Origin of the sequence: Flavobacterium xylosi (assembly GCF_042787345.1) — a bacterium.
Classification (GTDB): domain Bacteria; phylum Bacteroidota; class Bacteroidia; order Flavobacteriales; family Flavobacteriaceae; genus Flavobacterium; species Flavobacterium xylosi.
On sequence record NZ_JBHZPZ010000001.1, the window covers coordinates 147,973 to 165,736 of the forward strand.

Sequence of the window (17,764 nt, forward strand, 5' to 3'; positions counted from 1 at the left end):
AATTTACACGAATTAATTTGTACAAATTTGTGAAATTCGTGTTTAATATCCTATCCGATTTTAGTGTCCATACGGAAAGCTTGAGAGCGGTTTTTACTTAAAATTTCAATTGATATACTTCATCCAAATCTTTATTTGAACGGATATTGACTTCTAAGTCAGTCACAAAGCCTGAATTTAGACCATAAGCCCATCCGTGTAAAGTCAATTCCTGACCATTTTTCCAGGCCGCTTGTACTATAGACGTTTTAGCTAAATTGAATACTTGTTCTTTTACACTAATTTCAACAAAGGTGTTAAAACGTTCCGTTTCATCTTCAATAGAATCTAAGTAGATACTATGCAAACGATACACATCTTTTATATGACGAATCCAGTTGTCTATGATTCCAATAGAGTCATTTCCCATAGCCGCTTTTACACCGCCACATCCGTAATGACCACAAACTAAAACATGTTTTACCTTCAAAACATTAACGGCATAATCCAGAACGCTCAACATATTCATATCAGAATGTACCACCATGTTGGCAATATTCCTGTGAACAAAAACTTCCCCCGGTTTAGCACCCACAATTTCGTTAGCAGGAACTCTACTATCTGAACAACCAATCCATAATAAAGGCGGAGTCTGACCTTTGGCTAAATCTTGAAAATAATTTGGGTCGCTCGCTAAAGAAGTTTCGACCCATTTTTTATTATTATCTAATATTTTTTTATAAAAATCGTTCATTATTTTGGTTTATAATATTTGGGAATTTAATTAAATCAACTCTTAACAATGTAAAGTAACAGTTTTTCAACGTTTGTACATAATTATTTTTAATCTGGAAATACTTCTGTTTTAATTTCTTTTTTCACCATCATTCTTTTCGCAACGTCATAATAATGTTCTATCGTAACATGATTTTGCGTCTCTGAACTGTTTTCTAATTGATATGCTTTTTTAAACCCCTTAAGTTTAACCTTAATATTTTGATCAATTGCTCTTGTTGTTTTAAATTCATGGATTAAATCCAAAATATCATGAGCAATGTAAACAGTATCTTTTGCATCAATAACTACTTTTGAGTTTTCCGGAATATCATTCAAGGTTAGTTTTATTGCCGCTTTATTCAAAAACGAAACTTCTTGAGCCAAGTCTATATGAATCACATCACCATCTGCATATTCTTCTTTTCTAAAACTATACGCTCTTTTAAGGTTACCTTTTAAAACAAAAATAATACTAATAACAATTCCCAAAGCCACCCCTTTCAACAAATCAGTAAATACAACAGCTAATAATGTTGCCATAAAAGGAACAAATTGGTATTTTCCTTTTTCCCAAAAATGTTTGAATGTTGCTGGCTTGGCTAATTTATATCCAACTAATAAAAGAATTGCCGCTAAGGTTGCTAATGGAATTTTATTCAAAACTAACGGAATAGAAACTACACTTATCAATAATAAAAGACCATGAATAATAGCTGACATTTTCGATTTAGCGCCAGAATTACTATTTGCCGAAGTACGTACAATTACAGATGTTAAAGGTAAACCTCCCAAAAGAGAACTTACCATATTCCCAATTCCCTGGGCTTTCAACTCAACGTTGGTATCTGTATATCGTTTTTGCACATCCATTCTATCGGCAGCTTCAATACTCAATAAAGTTTCAATCGAAGCAACAATGGCAATAGTTAAAGCGATTACCCAAACTTTAGGATTTGTTATCCCTGATAAATTCGGTGTAACTATAATTGACTTAAATTCATCGAAGCTAGTAGGAACCGGCAAGGAAACTAAATGCTCTTTTGCAATAGCTAATGAACTTCCTGTTACAGTGAAAATTTCGTTCAACATCACACCAACTACTACCGCTACCAATGCACCGGGAATTAATTTTAATTTTTTCAAAAAAGGAACCTTATCCCAAGCAATCAATATTATTAATGATAGTATCGTAATAATTATTGAACCTAATTGTATAAAATTAAAAATACTAAACAATGAAGATAGGGTATCGCTGCCATCCAACTGCAGAAAAGATTGATCTCCTTCAAAATCATTATCATAACCAAAAGCATGAGGCAATTGTTTCAGAATAATAATAATTCCAATACCTGCTAACATTCCTTCAATAACATTCGTTGGAAAATAATTAGAAATACTTCCCGCTTTGATAAATCCTAATGCTAATTGCATCAAACCTGCAATAAAAACGGCCGTCAGAAAAATATCAAAAGCACCTAAATCCGTAATCGCTGTTAAAACAATGGCTGTTAAACCTGCTGCCGGGCCAGAAACACTCAAATGTGATTTACTTAAATATCCCACCACTATTCCGCCAATAATTCCCGAAATAATCCCTGAAAACAAAGGAGCACCTGAAGCCATTGCAATACCTAAACACAATGGAAGAGCCACCAAAAAAACCACTAAACCAGACGCAAAATCGGATTTAAGGTTAGCAAAAATATTGAATTTTTTTGTCATAATGCCTTACTGAAAATTTACACAAAGATTTTGTCACACTGAAAAAATGTGAAAATTTGATTTTATAAAACTAAAATCAACATTGTATTAAACCTGTTCAGGCGGGGGAATAAATATGGTCGAGGCTATTTTATCATGTTTTGATAAATTCTCGGAAAGAATAAGACTTGAATCATAACTCAATTCGCGGACAACTTCAAATGAAATATGGGAAATAAAAACTGCCTTAATTTCTTTATGTGCTTTTTCTTCTTCAGAAAAGCTATAAAAAATAGACGAATCATTATCTTCCTCTAATAAACTCACAATTGTTGGAGTTAAAAGAAAGCTAATAAAAACGAACAATAGTATTTGTGCAGTTATTTTCATTGACGCAAAAATAGAGCAAAGTCTATTACAAAAGTAAAAGCTTTAATGAATTTAAAAAAAAATTAACATTATAAAAAACCCGGAGCAACTTATATCCTCTGGTTTTTTTTGTAATAAATCTGTCTTACAAACCTTCTCCCAACCAAGCTTGCATCATCCAGATTGTTTTTTCTTGTTCTGCAATGAAATCACTCATCATTGAATTTGTCCCTTCATCATTAATTTCTGAAGATTTATTTAGAATTTCTCTTTCAATTTTTAATAAATGAGATAATGAATTTACGATTAGGTGAATCGCTTTTTCATCAATAGAGATGTTTTTACCCACTGGTAGCTGGCTATTTTTGATATAATCCTCAAAAGTATGAAACGGCGTACCACCAAGAGTAAGCACGCGCTCTGCTATCATATCGATTTTTAATTGGGAATCATTGTATAATTCTTCGAACTTGACATGCAAGTCAAAGAAACGTTTACCGCGAATATTCCAGTGAATTCCTCTTAGATTCTGATAGTATACTTGAAAATTTGACAGTAATAGATTTAATTCCGTTATTATTATTTCGGATTCTTTAACCGGCAATCCTAGAATATTAGTTTTCATAATTTTGAATTTATTACAAATTTATGCAAGAAAATAAAATTTGTACTATAAATTAAATTGATTGTTTTTATATTTGCATCAGCAAATACTATAAATATGACAATCACCCAACTAAAATATGTTTTGGCTGTAGCTGAACACAAAAATTTTACACTTGCCGCCGAAAAATGCTTTGTAACTCAACCAACTTTGAGCATGCAAATTCAAAAAATAGAAGAAGAATTAAGCATTCAGATATTTGATCGTTCCAAAAAACCAATTCAACTTACGGATATTGGACAAAAAATCGTGAATCAAGCCAAAAATATTGTCAACGAAGCAGATAGAATTCAAGATATTGTTGAGCAGCAAAAAGGGTTTATAGGAGGTGAATTCAGATTGGGAATCATCCCAACTATTATGCCTACATTATTGCCCATGTTTTTGAATAATTTTATAAAAAAATATCCAAAAGTAAAACTCATAATCGAAGAGTTAAACACGGAAGAGATTATAACAAAACTCAACAACGGTCATTTGGATGCAGCAATTGCAGCAACCCCACTGATGGAAGAAAAAATCAAAGAAATTGTTTTGTATTTTGAACCCTTTGTAGCCTATATTCCTGAGAATCATCAAAATTTTCAAAAAGAAGAGATTGAAGTGTCCGACTTAAATCTGGATGAAATCTTGCTATTACAAGACGGACATTGTTTTCGTGATGGGATTTTGAATTTATGCAAAAGCCAGGGTAAAAATGAATTCAATCATTTTCAAATTGAAAGCGGAAGTTTTGAAACATTAATAAAACTAGCCGATGAAGGGCTAGGAACCACATTACTGCCCTATCTGCACACTTTAGATTTGAAAGAGTCCGACAAACTGAAGTTACGTCATTTTAAGGAACCTAAACCAGCTCGTGAAGTCAGTTTGATTTTCCCAAAAAGCGAATTAAAAATACAAATTATTGATGCACTTAGAAGCACAATTGCCGGAGTTATAAAAGGAGCGATCGTTTTTCAAAATGTTCAAATTGTGAGCCCAATTCAGAAAAAATAAAAAAAGGAACCGATCAGGTTCCTTTTTTTTATTTATGAATTTACGATAAGTAAACATTGTTTCAACTCTGGTTTTTCGATTGTGAAATTTAATAACCATTCTCGCAATTGTTCCATTTCAAACGGCAATAGGGTTTTTATGGCTTTTTCTAGTTCTTTACAAAAAAGTATTGGATCAAAACTTACTCTTTCTAGTATTGATTTTGTGTAATCAAACATGATTTTTGACATATTAAATTAATATTATAGGTTAGACCTTAATTTTTAGCTATTGTAAAAATACATTTTAAAAAGACAGAATATAAGTAATTAACGTTCTTTTTTGTGTTTTATTTTTTACGAGCACGAAACATTTCTCTTTTACCGGGAGGGCCTGCAAGCTTTTCAACGGTAAAACCCACTTCTATCATACTTCGTTTCACTACTCCTCTGGCGGCATAAGTAACAAGGATGCTATTTGGCTTAAGTGCCTTGTACATTTTTTCGAAAATTTCAGTACTCCATAATTCTGGTTGAACTCTGTAACCAAAAGCATCAAAATAGATTAAATCAAATTTTTCATTATCGTCAATTGCCTCAAAAAATTGTTTTCGTTTTGTCAATGAAAAATCTTTGTTTAAAATGATTTTTTCCTCCCAATTACTGTCATGCATTTTCTCGAAAATAGCACTTTCGTTTGTTGCATTCAACTCCTCAACATAATTCATGGAGAGAACCTCGTCAGGAGAAACGGGATACGCCTCTACTCCAACATAATCAATAGTCGCATTTAGTTTTTTAGCTTCTAAAAAAGTGATTAAGGCATTTAATCCCGTTCCAAAACCAATTTCTAAAATAGAAACATGTTTATTCTCAAATAAGCACAAACCATTTTTTATAAAAACATGTTGTGCTTCTTGAATTGCTCCGTGTTTAGAATGATAACATTCGCCCCATTCTTGCAAATGAATAGTTGTCGAACCATCGAGAGTTTGGATAATTTCTCTTTTCAAAATTATAATTTGAGGTTGTTAGTAGTTTTTTATGCGCTATGAGCAGGTCAAATTTAGTCAAAACTAAAACGTATCGTCTTAAAAATCCATTTTTTTATGTGTTTCATATAAATTGAGCCTCTTTATTTCTATTTTTTCAATGTAATAAATCACAATTAAATCCTATAATTAATAGTTTTATCACAAGGAATTCGATGAATTTTATTTAATTTTGCAAATATTAAAGTTCTCTTTGTGAAAAAATCAAAGATTTCAATATTCCTGTTAATCAATTATAAAAAAATAAAAAACAATACATTATCATGAGTACAACTCAAACTAATAAAATTGAAATAATAAAAGCTCCAACTTCAAAAATTAATGAAGTAGACTTTGAGAACTTAAGCTTTGGTGCTGTTTTTACAGATCATTTATTTGAATGTGATTTTAAAGATGGAAAATGGCAAAAACCTGTCATTAAGCCTTACGCACCCTTTTTGTTAGACCCTTCTTCAAGAGTTTTTCATTATGGTCAGGCTATTTTTGAAGGCATGAAGGCCTACAAAGATGAGGATGATGCAATCTGGCTATTTAGACCTGATGAGAACTACAAACGTTTCAATAAATCAGCTGTTAGAATGGCGATGCAGGAAGTGCCAGAAGACATATTTATGAATGGTTTGAAAGAATTATTGAAATTAGATCAAGCATGGATAAAAAGAGGGAAAGGAAATTCCATGTACATCAGACCCTTTATGATTGCTACAGGAACTGGTGTTATTGCGAACCCATCTGATAATTATAAATTTATGATCATTTTATCACCAGTAAGCGCATATTACGCAGGTGAAGTTAAAGTTCTTATCGCGGAGCATTACAGTAGAGCTGCAAATGGAGGAATAGGAGCTGCAAAAGCTGCCGGAAATTATGCTGCACAGTTTTATCCTACGAGCTTAGCTAACAAACAAGGTTTCCAACAAGTGATTTGGACCGATGATGCCACACATACTAAATTGGAAGAAGCAGGGACAATGAATGTGTTTTTCAGAATAAACGATACTTTATTTACCGCTCCTGTAAGTGAAAGAATTCTTGATGGTGTGACCAGAAAGACTCTGATTGATTTAGCCAAAAGTGAAGGAATAAATGTAGATGTGCGTCCTGTTTTAGTTTCTGAACTTGTCGAAGCCTCTAAAAACGGTACTCTGAAAGAAATTTTTGGTGCTGGAACAGCTGCGGTAGTTAGCCCTATTTCTGGATTTTCTTATCAAGATGTTTATCATGAATTACCTAAAAATGAAAATTCAATAGCATTAAAACTAAAAGATAAATTAACTAATATTCAAAACAAACTAGCTGAAGATCCTTTTGGTTGGACGGTTAAAGTGTAGATTTAGATTTCCGATTTCATTTATAAAAAAAGGCGATTTTCTTTCTGAAAATCGCTTTTTTTATATCCTATATGAATTAGGTGATCCAGTTTAAATATAAGTCAACGCACATTTTTTTACTGCAAACTGTAAACTGCTATATATTCTCCAGTATTTTAGAAAAATTAGGTTTGAAATAGTTGGGGCCTTTCATAACCTTGCCATCTTCGCGATAAATGGGATTTCCATCTTCGCCTAACTTACTCATATTACTGCGTTGAATTTCGTCGAAAACCGCTTCAATTTTATGTTGTAAACCATGTTCAATTATAGTCCCACATAGAATATACATCATATCCCCAAGAGCATCCGCAATTTCTATTAAATCATTATTTTGAACTGCTTCGAGATATTCCTCATTTTCTTCTTTCATTAAATTATAACGAAGGGTATGTTTGCTTTCTCCCAAATCAGCTGTTGGAATTTCGCTATGTCCTATTTTAAATGCAGTATGAAATACCTTCACTGAATCAATTTGTTTTTGCATCTTTTTTAATTTTTAAATGAAAAGGCAAATTAGCAACTATTTATAAACAATTAACTATTTTTGCGGTAAATAATTTAAACTATGTTTAGTCAAGGACAATTGATATTTGCAGGCTGTTTTTTTGTTGCTTTTGTTATCGCAATGGTAATTGCTTACCGAAAGGATTTAAAAATGCACAAAATATTTTACGAAGGAAATTACAAGATATTAATCGGGTTTTTTATTTTTATCGGACTTCTGTTTATGATAAAAATATTTTTCAAACGTTAGAATCTTTATTTTTTGGAATAAAAAAATGCCCACTAAAAAAGTGGGCATTTTTATTTGAAATTATACTATTTAGTTTTCCGACGGCAGAAATCCAAAGTTTTTAGAATATTTCAGCATTTGTTCCGCAAAAGTTTTTGGTTGTTTTACTTCTATCGAAATAATATTCCCTTTTTTATCTAATTTAGGAACTAATACTGGATTAACAAAACCGCTATAGGCTGCTGAAGCAAATTGTTTATTGCGTTCCAGAACTTCAACATGTAATTTCTGATCTACTTTGACACCGTAGTTTTCCACTAATGCTTTTCCAGCATTGAAATCACCTTCCGATTTAATTCGTTGCACTTCTTTTAATAGTTGTCCGAATAAATCATGTAATTTTTCATAATCAGTAATGTTGAAGTAGGTTTTTCCGTTACGAGTGATTTTCTCAATTACATTGTCCTTTTTCCCTTTTTCAAAAACCCATGAACTCACCCATTGGCGGTTTCTCATGTGCGCTTCCTCAATATTGGCACCTAATTCTAAACGAACCAACTGCGTCATTAATCCGTTTCTGATGTAACTGTCATAAGACTCCATTCCTAGTTTTTTCCAGTCGTCAACTAATCCTAATTCTTGTAGTTTAGGATTGTATAAATAGTACAAACCAACTAAATCAGCTCTACCTTCCTCAAGAGTGGAAGCATAACTTTTTAGTGTTTCTTTTGGAGTTCCAACACCTGGATTTATTTGCCCTGAGGCATGTCCGACTACTTCATGCAGAGAGGTGTGTAATTTATCCCCCAGTTCACCATATTTTTCTGCCAATGCTATTTCTTCCTCGTCATTTGCAAATTCCTTTAACTTTCCTTTCCCACCAGATTTCGCATAAGCATCAATAATATTTCCCAACGAAACTGATTTAGAACCATGTTCTGCACGAATCCAATCCGCATTTGGAAGGTTTACTCCGATAGGTGTAGCGGGAGAGGAATCTCCAGATTCACCCGCAACAATTACTGTTTTATAAGAAACACCAACCACGTTTTTCTTTTTATGTTCTGGCATCAAAGGTGTATTATCTTCAAACCACTGGGCATTTTTAGAAACAACTTCCATTTTTGCCGACATGTCAAAATCTTTAATCTGAACGATTCCTTCGTAAGAACCTCTGTAACCTAACGGATCATTGTAAACTTCGATAAAACCATTGATATAATCAATATTTCCTTCCGTTGCATGAAGCCAAGCAATATTATAATCATCCCAAGTTTTTAAACTTCCCGTTTTATAATAGCTAATAAGCAATCCTAGTGCTTCCCCTTGTTTCTTGTTTTCGGCTACACCTTTAGCTTTTTCTAACCAATAAATAATTTTATCGATAGCCGGACCATACATTCCTTTACTTTTCCATACTTTTTCTACTAATTGTCCTTTTGCATTTCGAACCAATTTAGAATTTAAACCATAAGAATAGGGCTTTTTAGGATCTGGACTTGTTTTTTTAGCGTAAAAATCTTCTGCTTCTTTTAATGTAATTCCTTTTTCGTAAAAATTAATTGCAGAACCTTCTAACAAACCTTTAGATTCATCGAGATTAACTCTTTTAGAATCCACATCATTAAAAACAATTGCTGTAACAGAAGGGGATAAAGTTGTTTTAGTAGCTTTCATCAAACTGTTAAGATACGCCGTAGAAAAACCTGGTTTAATTTTTTCACTGGAATAATGATGGTGTATTCCATTTGAAAACCAAACTCTTTTTAGGTATATTTCAAAGTTTTTCCAGTCTTCTGAAGTTTTATTTCCTGAATAATTTTGGTAAATATGCTCTAATGCTTTTCTAATTTTAAGATTATATTTATAATGTTGGTCCCACATTATATCGCGCCCTGATGTTCCGGCTTGCGTTAAATAATATACTAGTTTTTGTTCTTTCAGCGTTAAATTTTCCCAACCTGGAATTTGATAACGCAATACTTTAATATCTGCAAATTGCTCCACAACAAAATCAAAAGGGGCTTTTTCTGTGATTTTTACTTCAGCGGTTTTTGTTATTTGTCCATTACAGATAACAGTAACTGCAAGAGTCGTAAACAATCCAGCAATTTTAAGTAATTTCATTATTAATTATATTTAAAGGTTTAATAAATTATTATGCAACAAATATACATCTTCCTAAAATAAAACATAAAAAACACAATTTATCTTCTGTTAAATTAAAACTAAAAAATAATACCCGTCAATTTAGAATGTGCTATTTTTCAAAATACTCGTTAAATTAAAATTTAATCTTATAACAATAATGTTGCCAATTTTAAAAAATTTCTAAATAGGATTTATGGTCATATTGAAATAAGAATTTTATTATTATTTTATTGTTCCTTTACTTTATTAATAAAATTTATAACTTTACAGCATATAACACCCAATAGATCATGAAGATTTTAAAATATTTATTTCTTTTATTTTTACTCAGTTTAGTAGCGTTATCCATATTTGTAGCAACACAAAAAGGGGATTTTACAGTAGAAAGAAGTAAAGTTATTAATTCGCCTAAATCAGCTGTTTTTAATTATGTAAATGACTATAAAAATTGGGCAGATTTCGGTTCGTGGACCGCACAAGATCCTGAAATGAAAATAAATTATCCGCAAAACACTATTGGTAAAGGAGCCTCATATTCATGGGAAGGAAAAGAGGGTAATGGAAACATGAAAACGATTTTTGTGAAAGAAAATGATAGTATAGCTCAAAAAATGAATTACGAAGGAACGGCTTCCGATGTTTTTTGGAGTTTTAAAGATACTCTGGGCGGAACAAAAGTAACATGGAAAACTGCGGGAAAAATGAGTTTCCTTTTCAAAATTTATACTGCCTTCAATGGTGGCGTTGATAAAGTTATTGGAAGCATGTATGAAAAAAGTCTTGCTAATTTAGACAAAACCCTTGATTTTGAAATAAATACTTATACTGTAAAAGTAGATGGTTTGGTAAAAAAACCAGAAACCTTTTATTTGCATCAAACCTTTACCAGCGAAATTTCAAAAGTAATTAAAAATTTCAGAATCGTTGCTCCAAAAATCATTACTTTCTGCGAAAAAAATAATCTTCCATTAGCTGGAAAACCTTTTGTAATATACCATACTTACAATCTTGTAAACGGACTTGCCAAAATATCTATTTGCGTTCCAATCAAAAATCAGATTTACACCAGTGCAGGAAGCGACCTCTTAACCGGAAAATTAGAGGCGTATGAAGCCGTAAAAACAACTTTGAGCGGAGACTATTCACATATTATGGAAGCTATGGATAAAACCAAAGCATATCGTAATGCTAAACAAATTGCCGCTGATCCTTCTTTATCCCATATTGAGGTTTATACTATTGGTAAAAGTGAAACAAAAAGTCCTTCTAAATGGGTAACAGAAATTTACTACCCGACAAAACCAGCATTAGTGGCTAATCCAATAAATGCTGTGCCAACCAAAACACAACTTATCACAAATAAAACCGATGTTTTAGCCCCAAAAATAGACATTGTTGTACCAAAATCCCAACCAGGAGTTGCTATACCAAAAGCGAAAACAGACATTGTTGCACCAAAAGCAAAAAAAGATGTGGTTGTCCCAAAAACAAAAAAGACCGTCCCTCCGGTTAAAGAAGTAGAGATTCCTTCTGAATTTTAATTTTTTTTCAGATTCGATTAAACCTATTTGATAAATTCCATTCTAAACAGATAAAAAACCTTGCAAGAAGAACAGGAATTCATTAAAAAGTTATTGAACCCTAAAACGCAAAATGAAGCGTTTAAAGAACTCTTGTTGGATTATCAAAGGCCTTTGTACAATCACATTCGAAATATTGTTTTGAACCACGATGATGCTGATGATGTTTTGCAAAATACTTTTGTAAAAGTGTTTCAATATTTAAAAAATTTTAAAGGTGAAAGCAAACTTTTTTCGTGGATGTATCGCATCGCTACTAACGAAGCACTTACTTTTTTAAATCAGAAAGCAAAAATTAGCGGGATTTCATCAGAAGAATTACAAAACAAAACTATTGATAATTTACAAGCTGATGTGTTTTTTGACGGAAATGAAATTCAACTAAAATTACAAAAAGCCATCGCTATTTTACCCGAAAAACAACAATTAGTTTTCAAAATGAAATATTTTGAAGAATTAAAATATGAAGAAATATCAGAAATTTTGGGAACTTCTGTTGGCGCTCTGAAAGCCTCTTATCATCATGCCGTAAAAAAAATTGAAGCCTTTGTAACGGCAAATTAAACCTTTTATATTTAATTAAGTCTAATGAGTATGAAAGCATTTAAATTAGAAAACGAATATAGAATTGAGTCAGGATTTAAAACTCCAGACCATTATTTTGATCATCTTTCGGCTAAAGTTTTAGAACAATTGCCCGAAAACGAGCCAAAAGTGATTTCGATTTTTCACAGAAGAAAAACGGTAATTCTGATGATTGCAGCCCTTTTAATACTCGCATTAATGATTCCAATTTACACCACTGTTTCAACAAACTCAAAAGAATTAGACGAAACCACCTTGGAAAATTATCTGGCCTATCAATCTAACCTCAATCAATATGATTTAATTAGTGAATTAGAAACTGAGGATATTACTAAAATGCAACCTGTTTATTCGCCTGAAGATAAAGTCATTGAAGATATACTGACCACAAACTCTGATGTAGAACAGCTACTTTTTGAATAAAAATTAAAAATAAACTTGAAAAATATAACAATGAAACTTAAAAAATTATTTCCAATCCTACTATTATTAATCTCCTTCAGCTTTTATGGCCAAGGCGAAAAAATGAGAGAAAAAAAAGAACAAATCAAAGCTATGAAAGTCGCTTTTTTGACAACCGAATTAAAATTAACTTCCAATGAAGCAGAAAAATTTTGGCCAGTCTACAATACTTTTGATGATAAACAATTTGAATTAAGGCATCAAAAAATGAAATCATTCAGGAGCAGAATGAATGATGGAACTTTAGATAAAATGTCCGAAAAAGAAGCCATTGCATTCTTAAATCAGATGGAAACCACGGAAGAAGAAATATTCGTTTTGCGAAAAAATTTCATAGCGACATTGAAAGGGATTATTCCAGCTGCAAAAATCATTAAACTTCGAAAATCAGAAGACGATTTCAATAGAAAACTTTTGCAGCAATACAGAGATAAAGGTCATAGAAAAGAGTAATTCACTTCTTTATTTAAAATGAACAAAAAACCTAAACAAAAGATTTCCTCTTGATTAGGTTTTTTTTTAATTCTTAAAATTAATGCGGATAATTTTATTTTTTCCTGCAGCAATTGCAGTATGATTATCTATAAATCGTATTGTGTAAAGACTGGAATCTGTAGCTAATTGCTTCCAGGTATTTCCACTGTCTGAGGAATAATACAAACCTGACGCACCAACAGTAACTAATGCTTTCCCATTACTATTGGGAACATACTGCACACAGGAAGCATATCCATAACCCTGATTTTCGGCGCGCAATTCCCAAGTTTTCCCTCCATCTATTGTCGAAGCTTTATTCCCGAAATTTTGGTTCAGCAATTCATAATTACCTCCAGCAATAAATCCTTTTTTGGAATCATAAAAATCGGCCGTGAAAATCCCAGTCATTGTTTTGCCCTGAATTATTGGCGTCTCAAAAACCTCCCACGAATTTCCTTTATCCGATGAATAAAAAACTCGCGCTTTTTTGCCTCCTGAAACAATCCAAGTTTTATTTCCTTTAATCACAATGTTAGTGTTACTGGCTGCAAATGCAGCTTCACCCTCGGCAAGTTTTGGCAGTCTATCATACGGGATTTTATTCCATGAATTGCCCCCGTCGCGTGTTGTTATTATATTAAAACAATTGGTTATCGGATCACCAATAGCTATTCCTTCGGCATCATTCCAAAATTGCAAACAGTCATAAAACACTTTCTCGTGATTTTCTTGATACACTAATTTTTTTTCGGAACCGTCTTTCGGAATTTTATAAAGCAAAGCAGGATTGGAAACATTTAAAATAAAAATATTTTTTGCTGTTTGAGCAATACTTCTAAACTCTGCTTTCGATTTATCATCACCAGTAGTACTTTCAGTCTTTTTATTTTTTTCCAAATCAAAAAAACCAAATTTTGAGTTATCAGCGGCATACCAAACTTTATTTCCATCAATAACTATGGCCCGAATGCTAATTTTATCTTGAAAAAGGGTATCAATTTGAACGGATTGATAATTCATTCCCAGTGACTTTTTACCACTATAATCAGCTGTTTTACAAGAGCATAAACAGCCAAAAAACAACACTGTTAAAAAAAAATTCTTCATTTTATTACAATTATTTAGGCTAATCTACGATATATAATGGTAATACAATAGTGTCTTCAAATTTATTGGCACAGTAATTGAATAGGCAAAAACAATAAATTTAATCCCATTAATTATGAAAACGAAACTACTACTATTGAGTCTATTGACTACTGTTTTCGCAACACAAATACAAGCGCAAGGCAGAACTTCAGTAAACGCAATGAATTCAGAAATTAGCGATAACTTAGATCTAAGAGCTATTGCATCAATTTTTGGCGACTCTCGAGATCTTTCAGATTTTGAAAGACGATTGAATGATCCTAAACTTCAAATTTCAAATTTAGATTTGAACAATGATGATGAAGTTGACTATTTACGGGTTATTGAATCGGTTGAAAATAGAACTCACGTTATTATTATACAATCCGTTATTGATCAAGATTTGTACCAAGACGTTGCAACTATTGATGTTGAAAAAGACCGATACAACAATGTTCATGTCCAAGTCATAGGGGATGAATTCTTGTACGGGCCAAATTACATTTATGAGCCTGTTTATTATACCACGCCATTCTTTTATGCTTCTTTTTGGTCTTTTAACTATCGCCCTTATTACTCTACTTGGAATTGGAATTATTATCCTAGCTATTATTATGCGTGGAATCCATTTCCGGTATACAGATATAGAAACAACATTAATATTTGTTTGAATATAAATAATAATTATAATTATGTTAGTTCAAGAAGAAGTAATACAGCAGTTAATTTATATAGTTCCCGACGTTCTAATGGCTACGAAAGACAACATCCAAATTATGCCTTTTCAAGAAGAAATGCTCAAGTAACAAATCGTTATGAATTAGATCAAAGAAGAGGTAACAGAAATGTAGGCTCCAGAAATGAAACTGTAAATTCCAGAAACAGAACAAGCCCTTCTAGAGAAGCTGCTCCGCAAAGACAAGGACAGCAAAGAGATTATTCTCAAAACAGAACAAACCCTTCTAGAGAAGCCGGTTCGCAAAGAGGCAATTCTCAAAACAGATCCAATCCGTCTGGACAAGCTGCTTCGCAAAGACAAGCACCACAAAGAGACTATTCTCAAAACAGAGGTAATGCTTCTGGACAAGCTGCTCCGCAAAGACAAGCACCTCAAAGAGACTATTCTCAAAACAGAGGTAATGCCTCTGGACAAGCTGCTCAGCAAAGACAAGCATCACAAAGAGACTATTCTCAAAACAGAGGTAATGCTTCTGGACAAGCTGCTCCGCAAAGACAAGCTCCACAAAGAGACTACTCGCAAAACAGAGGTAATTCTTCTGGACAAGCTGCTCCGCAAAGACAAGCACCACAAAGAGACTATTCTCAAAACAGAGGTAATTCTTCTGGAGAAGCTGCTCCGCAAAGACAAGCTCCACAAAGAGAATATTCTCAAAACAGAGGTAATTCTTCTGGAGAAGCTGCTCCGCAAAGACAAGCTCCACAAAGAGAATATTCTCAAAACAGAACAAATTCTTCTGAACAGGCTGCTCCGCAAAGAGCTGAATCACAAAGAGGAAATTATGAAAACAGAATTAATACTTCTAGAGAAGCTGCTCCACAAAGAACGGAATCACAAAGAGGAAATTCTGAAAACAGAAATATTAATAGAAGATCATAAAGAAATATAATTAGATTATAAAAAACACGGTACAAAAGACCGTGTTTTTTTTGTGCTTTTTTTTAAATAAACCGCTCTAATTTATTTTAAAAGAGTAAATTTGACAAGTTTTTTAAAAAATATACATGAGCGCATCGCATAAAGACTTGCACAGTAAATTGACATTAGGCGGGTTATTAATTTCTTTAGGAATAATTTACGGTGACATTGGAACCTCACCCTTATATGTTATGAAAGCCATATTGGGCACTCACATAATAAATGCAGATGTTGTATTAGGAGGCGTATCAGCTGTATTTTGGACTCTTACTTTACAAACCACCATCAAATATGTACTCATTACTTTAAGTGCTGATAATCATGGAGAAGGTGGTATTTTTGCTTTATATGCCTTAGTCAAAAAAACAAAAATTCAATGGCTGATTGTCCCCGCCATCATTGGCGGAAGTGCCTTACTGGCTGACGGAATAATAACACCTCCAATTTCCGTGTCCTCAGCTGTAGAAGGAATCAGAACCTTTTATCCACAAATAAATACGATTCCAATCGTTATAGGAATTTTATTTGTACTCTTCACAATTCAGCAATTTGGAACCAAATTAGTTGGTAAGTTTTTTGCTCCAATGATGATGATTTGGTTTGGAATGCTTGCTGTACTTGGTGTAATTCAGATTTCACAGCATACGGAAGTTTTCAAAGCAATAAATCCATATTATGCTTATCATTTATTAACTATTCATCCTGAAGGGTTTTTCGTGTTAGGTTTCGTATTTCTATGTACAACGGGTGCAGAAGCCTTATACTCTGACATGGGTCATTGCGGCCGAAAAAATATTAGGATCAGTTGGATTTTTGTAAAAACAGCATTAGTTCTTAATTATTTTGGTCAAGCAGCTTATTTAATTCAGCATGAAGGACAATCGTTACAAACTTTAGGGGGGAAAAATGGAAATCCTTTCTATCTTATTATGCCAGATTGGTTCCAACCAATAGGGATTGTCATAGCAACACTTGCCGCTGTAATTGCCTCTCAAGCCTTAATTAGTGGCTCATTTACTTTGATAAATGAAGCTATGCGTTTGAACTTTTGGCCAAAAGTAAAAATTAAATATCCGACTGAATTAAAAGGACAACTTTACATTCCTTCTATAAATTGGCTGTTGTTTTTGGGATGTGTTGGTATCGTATTACATTTTGAAGAATCCAGCAATATGGAACATGCGTATGGTCTGGCCATTATTTTATGTATGATCATGACCACTATTTTACTTAATTATTATTTGATAATGAAAAGAGTAAAATTGTATTTTATCATACCCTTAATTACTATTTATTTAATTATCGAATTTAGTTTCCTTATAGCCAATATCACAAAGTTTGCAGAAGGTGGTTATGTCACACTTCTTATAGCAATACTATTAATATCTATAATGACCATTTGGTATTTAGCTAAGAAAATTAACAAAAGTTACACTAAAATTGTCAAAATTGAAGATTACAAAAAAGTACTAGTTGAGTTAAGTAATGATTTATCCATTCCTAAATACGCAACGCATCTGGTTTATATGACTAATGCAGGCAGAGTTGATGAAATAGAAGAAAAAGTGATGTATTCTATTTTACAGAAAAGACCCAAAAGAGCTGATATTTATTGGTTTGTACATGTAAACATCTTAACTGAACCTTATAAAACAGAATACAGAGTAACAGAAATTGTCAAAGATGATTTGTATCGAGTAGACTTTAATCTTGGTTTTAGAGAACCTACCAAAATTAACCTGATGTTTAGAGAAGTGATCAGGGATATGGTAAAAAAAGGAGAAGTAGATATTACCAGTAGATACGAATCTTTAAACAAAAATAACATCATAGGTGATTTCAAATTTGTATTATCTGAAAAGTTTCTTTCTAATGACAGTGACTTGAGATGGCATGAGAAAATAATCATGAACTCTTATTTCTTCATTAAAAAACTAAGTTTATCCGAAGAAAGAGCATTTGGCCTAGATAGTAGCTCTGTAAAAGTAGAGAAATTCCCAATGGTACTTCATGCACCTCAAAATATAGGTTTAACAAGAATTAAATAAGCATTTTTTTACCTGAAATTTATAAAAAACACTGTTTTGAAAGCAGTGTTT

17 protein-coding genes are annotated in these 17,764 nt (G+C 32.5%); 8 read left to right on the top strand and 9 right to left on the bottom strand.

Annotated features, from left to right (window positions below; translation table 11 throughout):
- Positions 1 to 97: 97 nt before the first annotated feature.
- The 4 genes from can to ACFX5E_RS00660 form a co-directional block, all read right to left on the bottom strand.
- Positions 98 to 733 (bottom strand): carbonate dehydratase, encoded by a 636-nt coding sequence (gene can, locus ACFX5E_RS00645; RefSeq protein WP_379853231.1) that lies wholly within the window; start codon positions 731 to 733, stop codon positions 98 to 100.
- An 89-nt stretch (positions 734 to 822) separates the two neighbouring features.
- The gene (locus ACFX5E_RS00650) at positions 823 to 2,478 is read right to left on the bottom strand and encodes a SulP family inorganic anion transporter (protein ID WP_379853232.1); all 1,656 of its coding nucleotides are present in this window, start codon (positions 2,476 to 2,478) and stop codon (positions 823 to 825) included.
- Between the two features lie 87 nt (positions 2,479 to 2,565).
- The gene (locus tag ACFX5E_RS00655; protein WP_379853233.1) at positions 2,566 to 2,847 is read right to left on the bottom strand and encodes a hypothetical protein; all 282 of its coding nucleotides are present in this window, start codon (positions 2,845 to 2,847) and stop codon (positions 2,566 to 2,568) included.
- Between the two features lie 124 nt (positions 2,848 to 2,971).
- Positions 2,972 to 3,451 (bottom strand): Dps family protein, encoded by a 480-nt coding sequence (locus ACFX5E_RS00660; RefSeq protein WP_379853234.1) that lies wholly within the window; start codon positions 3,449 to 3,451, stop codon positions 2,972 to 2,974.
- A gap of 96 nt (positions 3,452 to 3,547) precedes the next feature.
- Between ACFX5E_RS00660 and ACFX5E_RS00665 the strand changes: the two genes are divergently transcribed.
- A complete protein-coding gene (locus ACFX5E_RS00665) occupies positions 3,548 to 4,489 on the top strand; it encodes a LysR substrate-binding domain-containing protein (protein WP_379853235.1) in 942 nt (313 codons plus the stop codon).
- 32 nt (positions 4,490 to 4,521) lie between these two features.
- Here the strand turns inward: ACFX5E_RS00665 and ACFX5E_RS00670 are convergent, their stop codons facing one another.
- Both ACFX5E_RS00670 and mnmC2 read right to left on the bottom strand, forming a co-directional pair.
- Entirely contained in the window at positions 4,522 to 4,719 is a 198-nt protein-coding gene (locus ACFX5E_RS00670) for a hypothetical protein (RefSeq protein WP_073208151.1), read from the bottom strand.
- Positions 4,720 to 4,817: 98 nt separating this feature from the next.
- The gene (mnmC2, locus tag ACFX5E_RS00675) at positions 4,818 to 5,480 is read right to left on the bottom strand and encodes a tRNA (5-methylaminomethyl-2-thiouridine)(34)-methyltransferase MnmC2 (RefSeq protein WP_379853236.1); all 663 of its coding nucleotides are present in this window, start codon (positions 5,478 to 5,480) and stop codon (positions 4,818 to 4,820) included.
- Between the two features lie 302 nt (positions 5,481 to 5,782).
- On the opposite strand from mnmC2, the gene ACFX5E_RS00680 reads away from it, so the two are divergent.
- On the top strand, positions 5,783 to 6,850 hold the full coding sequence (locus ACFX5E_RS00680; protein ID WP_379853237.1) for a branched-chain amino acid aminotransferase: 1,068 nt from the start codon (positions 5,783 to 5,785) through the stop codon (positions 6,848 to 6,850).
- A gap of 136 nt (positions 6,851 to 6,986) precedes the next feature.
- On the opposite strand, the gene ACFX5E_RS00685 is transcribed toward ACFX5E_RS00680, so the two are convergent.
- Complete coding sequence (locus ACFX5E_RS00685; RefSeq protein WP_379853238.1) at positions 6,987 to 7,376, bottom strand: pyrophosphohydrolase domain-containing protein; 390 nt, start codon at positions 7,374 to 7,376, stop codon at positions 6,987 to 6,989.
- Between the two features lie 339 nt (positions 7,377 to 7,715).
- Positions 7,716 to 9,752, bottom strand: a complete 2,037-nt coding sequence (locus ACFX5E_RS00690; protein WP_379853239.1) for a dipeptidyl-peptidase 3 family protein — start codon at positions 9,750 to 9,752, stop codon at positions 7,716 to 7,718.
- Positions 9,753 to 10,066: 314 nt separating this feature from the next.
- Here ACFX5E_RS00690 and ACFX5E_RS00695 point away from each other — a divergent pair, with 314 nt between their 5' ends.
- The 4 genes from ACFX5E_RS00695 to ACFX5E_RS00710 are packed head-to-tail and all read left to right on the top strand — an operon-like array spanning position 10,067 to position 12,856.
- Complete coding sequence (locus ACFX5E_RS00695; RefSeq protein ID WP_379853240.1) at positions 10,067 to 11,317, top strand: SRPBCC family protein; 1,251 nt, start codon at positions 10,067 to 10,069, stop codon at positions 11,315 to 11,317.
- A gap of 60 nt (positions 11,318 to 11,377) precedes the next feature.
- A complete protein-coding gene (locus ACFX5E_RS00700; protein WP_379853241.1) occupies positions 11,378 to 11,920 on the top strand; it encodes an RNA polymerase sigma factor in 543 nt (180 codons plus the stop codon).
- Positions 11,921 to 11,950: 30 nt separating this feature from the next.
- Positions 11,951 to 12,364 (top strand): hypothetical protein, encoded by a 414-nt coding sequence (locus ACFX5E_RS00705; protein WP_379853242.1) that lies wholly within the window; start codon positions 11,951 to 11,953, stop codon positions 12,362 to 12,364.
- Between the two features lie 30 nt (positions 12,365 to 12,394).
- Positions 12,395 to 12,856: a sensor of ECF-type sigma factor gene (locus tag ACFX5E_RS00710; protein ID WP_379853243.1), complete on the top strand. Its 462-nt coding sequence runs from the start codon at positions 12,395 to 12,397 to the stop codon at positions 12,854 to 12,856.
- A gap of 66 nt (positions 12,857 to 12,922) precedes the next feature.
- Here the strand turns inward: ACFX5E_RS00710 and ACFX5E_RS00715 are convergent, their stop codons facing one another.
- A complete protein-coding gene (locus ACFX5E_RS00715; RefSeq protein WP_379853244.1) occupies positions 12,923 to 13,987 on the bottom strand; it encodes a sialidase family protein in 1,065 nt (354 codons plus the stop codon).
- A 115-nt stretch (positions 13,988 to 14,102) separates the two neighbouring features.
- On the opposite strand from ACFX5E_RS00715, the gene ACFX5E_RS00720 reads away from it, so the two are divergent.
- Together ACFX5E_RS00720 and ACFX5E_RS00725 are read left to right on the top strand one after the other, a co-directional pair.
- The gene (locus ACFX5E_RS00720) at positions 14,103 to 15,626 is read left to right on the top strand and encodes a hypothetical protein (protein ID WP_379853245.1); all 1,524 of its coding nucleotides are present in this window, start codon (positions 14,103 to 14,105) and stop codon (positions 15,624 to 15,626) included.
- A gap of 125 nt (positions 15,627 to 15,751) precedes the next feature.
- Entirely contained in the window at positions 15,752 to 17,713 is a 1,962-nt protein-coding gene (locus tag ACFX5E_RS00725; RefSeq protein ID WP_379853246.1) for a KUP/HAK/KT family potassium transporter, read from the top strand.
- Positions 17,714 to 17,764: the final 51 nt, after the last annotated feature.

Coding starts and splice junctions, on each gene's coding strand:
- can (WP_379853231.1), bottom strand. CDS start 733: ATGAACGATTTTTATAAAAAAATATTAGATAATAATAAAAAATGGGTC.
- ACFX5E_RS00650 (WP_379853232.1), bottom strand. CDS start 2,478: ATGACAAAAAAATTCAATATTTTTGCTAACCTTAAATCCGATTTTGCG.
- ACFX5E_RS00655 (WP_379853233.1), bottom strand. CDS start 2,847: ATGAAAATAACTGCACAAATACTATTGTTCGTTTTTATTAGCTTTCTT.
- ACFX5E_RS00660 (WP_379853234.1), bottom strand. CDS start 3,451: ATGAAAACTAATATTCTAGGATTGCCGGTTAAAGAATCCGAAATAATA.
- ACFX5E_RS00665 (WP_379853235.1), top strand. CDS start 3,548: ATGACAATCACCCAACTAAAATATGTTTTGGCTGTAGCTGAACACAAA.
- ACFX5E_RS00670 (WP_073208151.1), bottom strand. CDS start 4,719: ATGTCAAAAATCATGTTTGATTACACAAAATCAATACTAGAAAGAGTA.
- ACFX5E_RS00680 (WP_379853237.1), top strand. CDS start 5,783: ATGAGTACAACTCAAACTAATAAAATTGAAATAATAAAAGCTCCAACT.
- ACFX5E_RS00685 (WP_379853238.1), bottom strand. CDS start 7,376: ATGCAAAAACAAATTGATTCAGTGAAGGTATTTCATACTGCATTTAAA.
- ACFX5E_RS00690 (WP_379853239.1), bottom strand. CDS start 9,752: ATGAAATTACTTAAAATTGCTGGATTGTTTACGACTCTTGCAGTTACT.
- ACFX5E_RS00695 (WP_379853240.1), top strand. CDS start 10,067: ATGAAGATTTTAAAATATTTATTTCTTTTATTTTTACTCAGTTTAGTA.
- ACFX5E_RS00705 (WP_379853242.1), top strand. CDS start 11,951: ATGAAAGCATTTAAATTAGAAAACGAATATAGAATTGAGTCAGGATTT.
- ACFX5E_RS00710 (WP_379853243.1), top strand. CDS start 12,395: ATGAAACTTAAAAAATTATTTCCAATCCTACTATTATTAATCTCCTTC.
- ACFX5E_RS00715 (WP_379853244.1), bottom strand. CDS start 13,987: ATGAAGAATTTTTTTTTAACAGTGTTGTTTTTTGGCTGTTTATGCTCT.
- ACFX5E_RS00720 (WP_379853245.1), top strand. CDS start 14,103: ATGAAAACGAAACTACTACTATTGAGTCTATTGACTACTGTTTTCGCA.
- ACFX5E_RS00725 (WP_379853246.1), top strand. CDS start 15,752: ATGAGCGCATCGCATAAAGACTTGCACAGTAAATTGACATTAGGCGGG.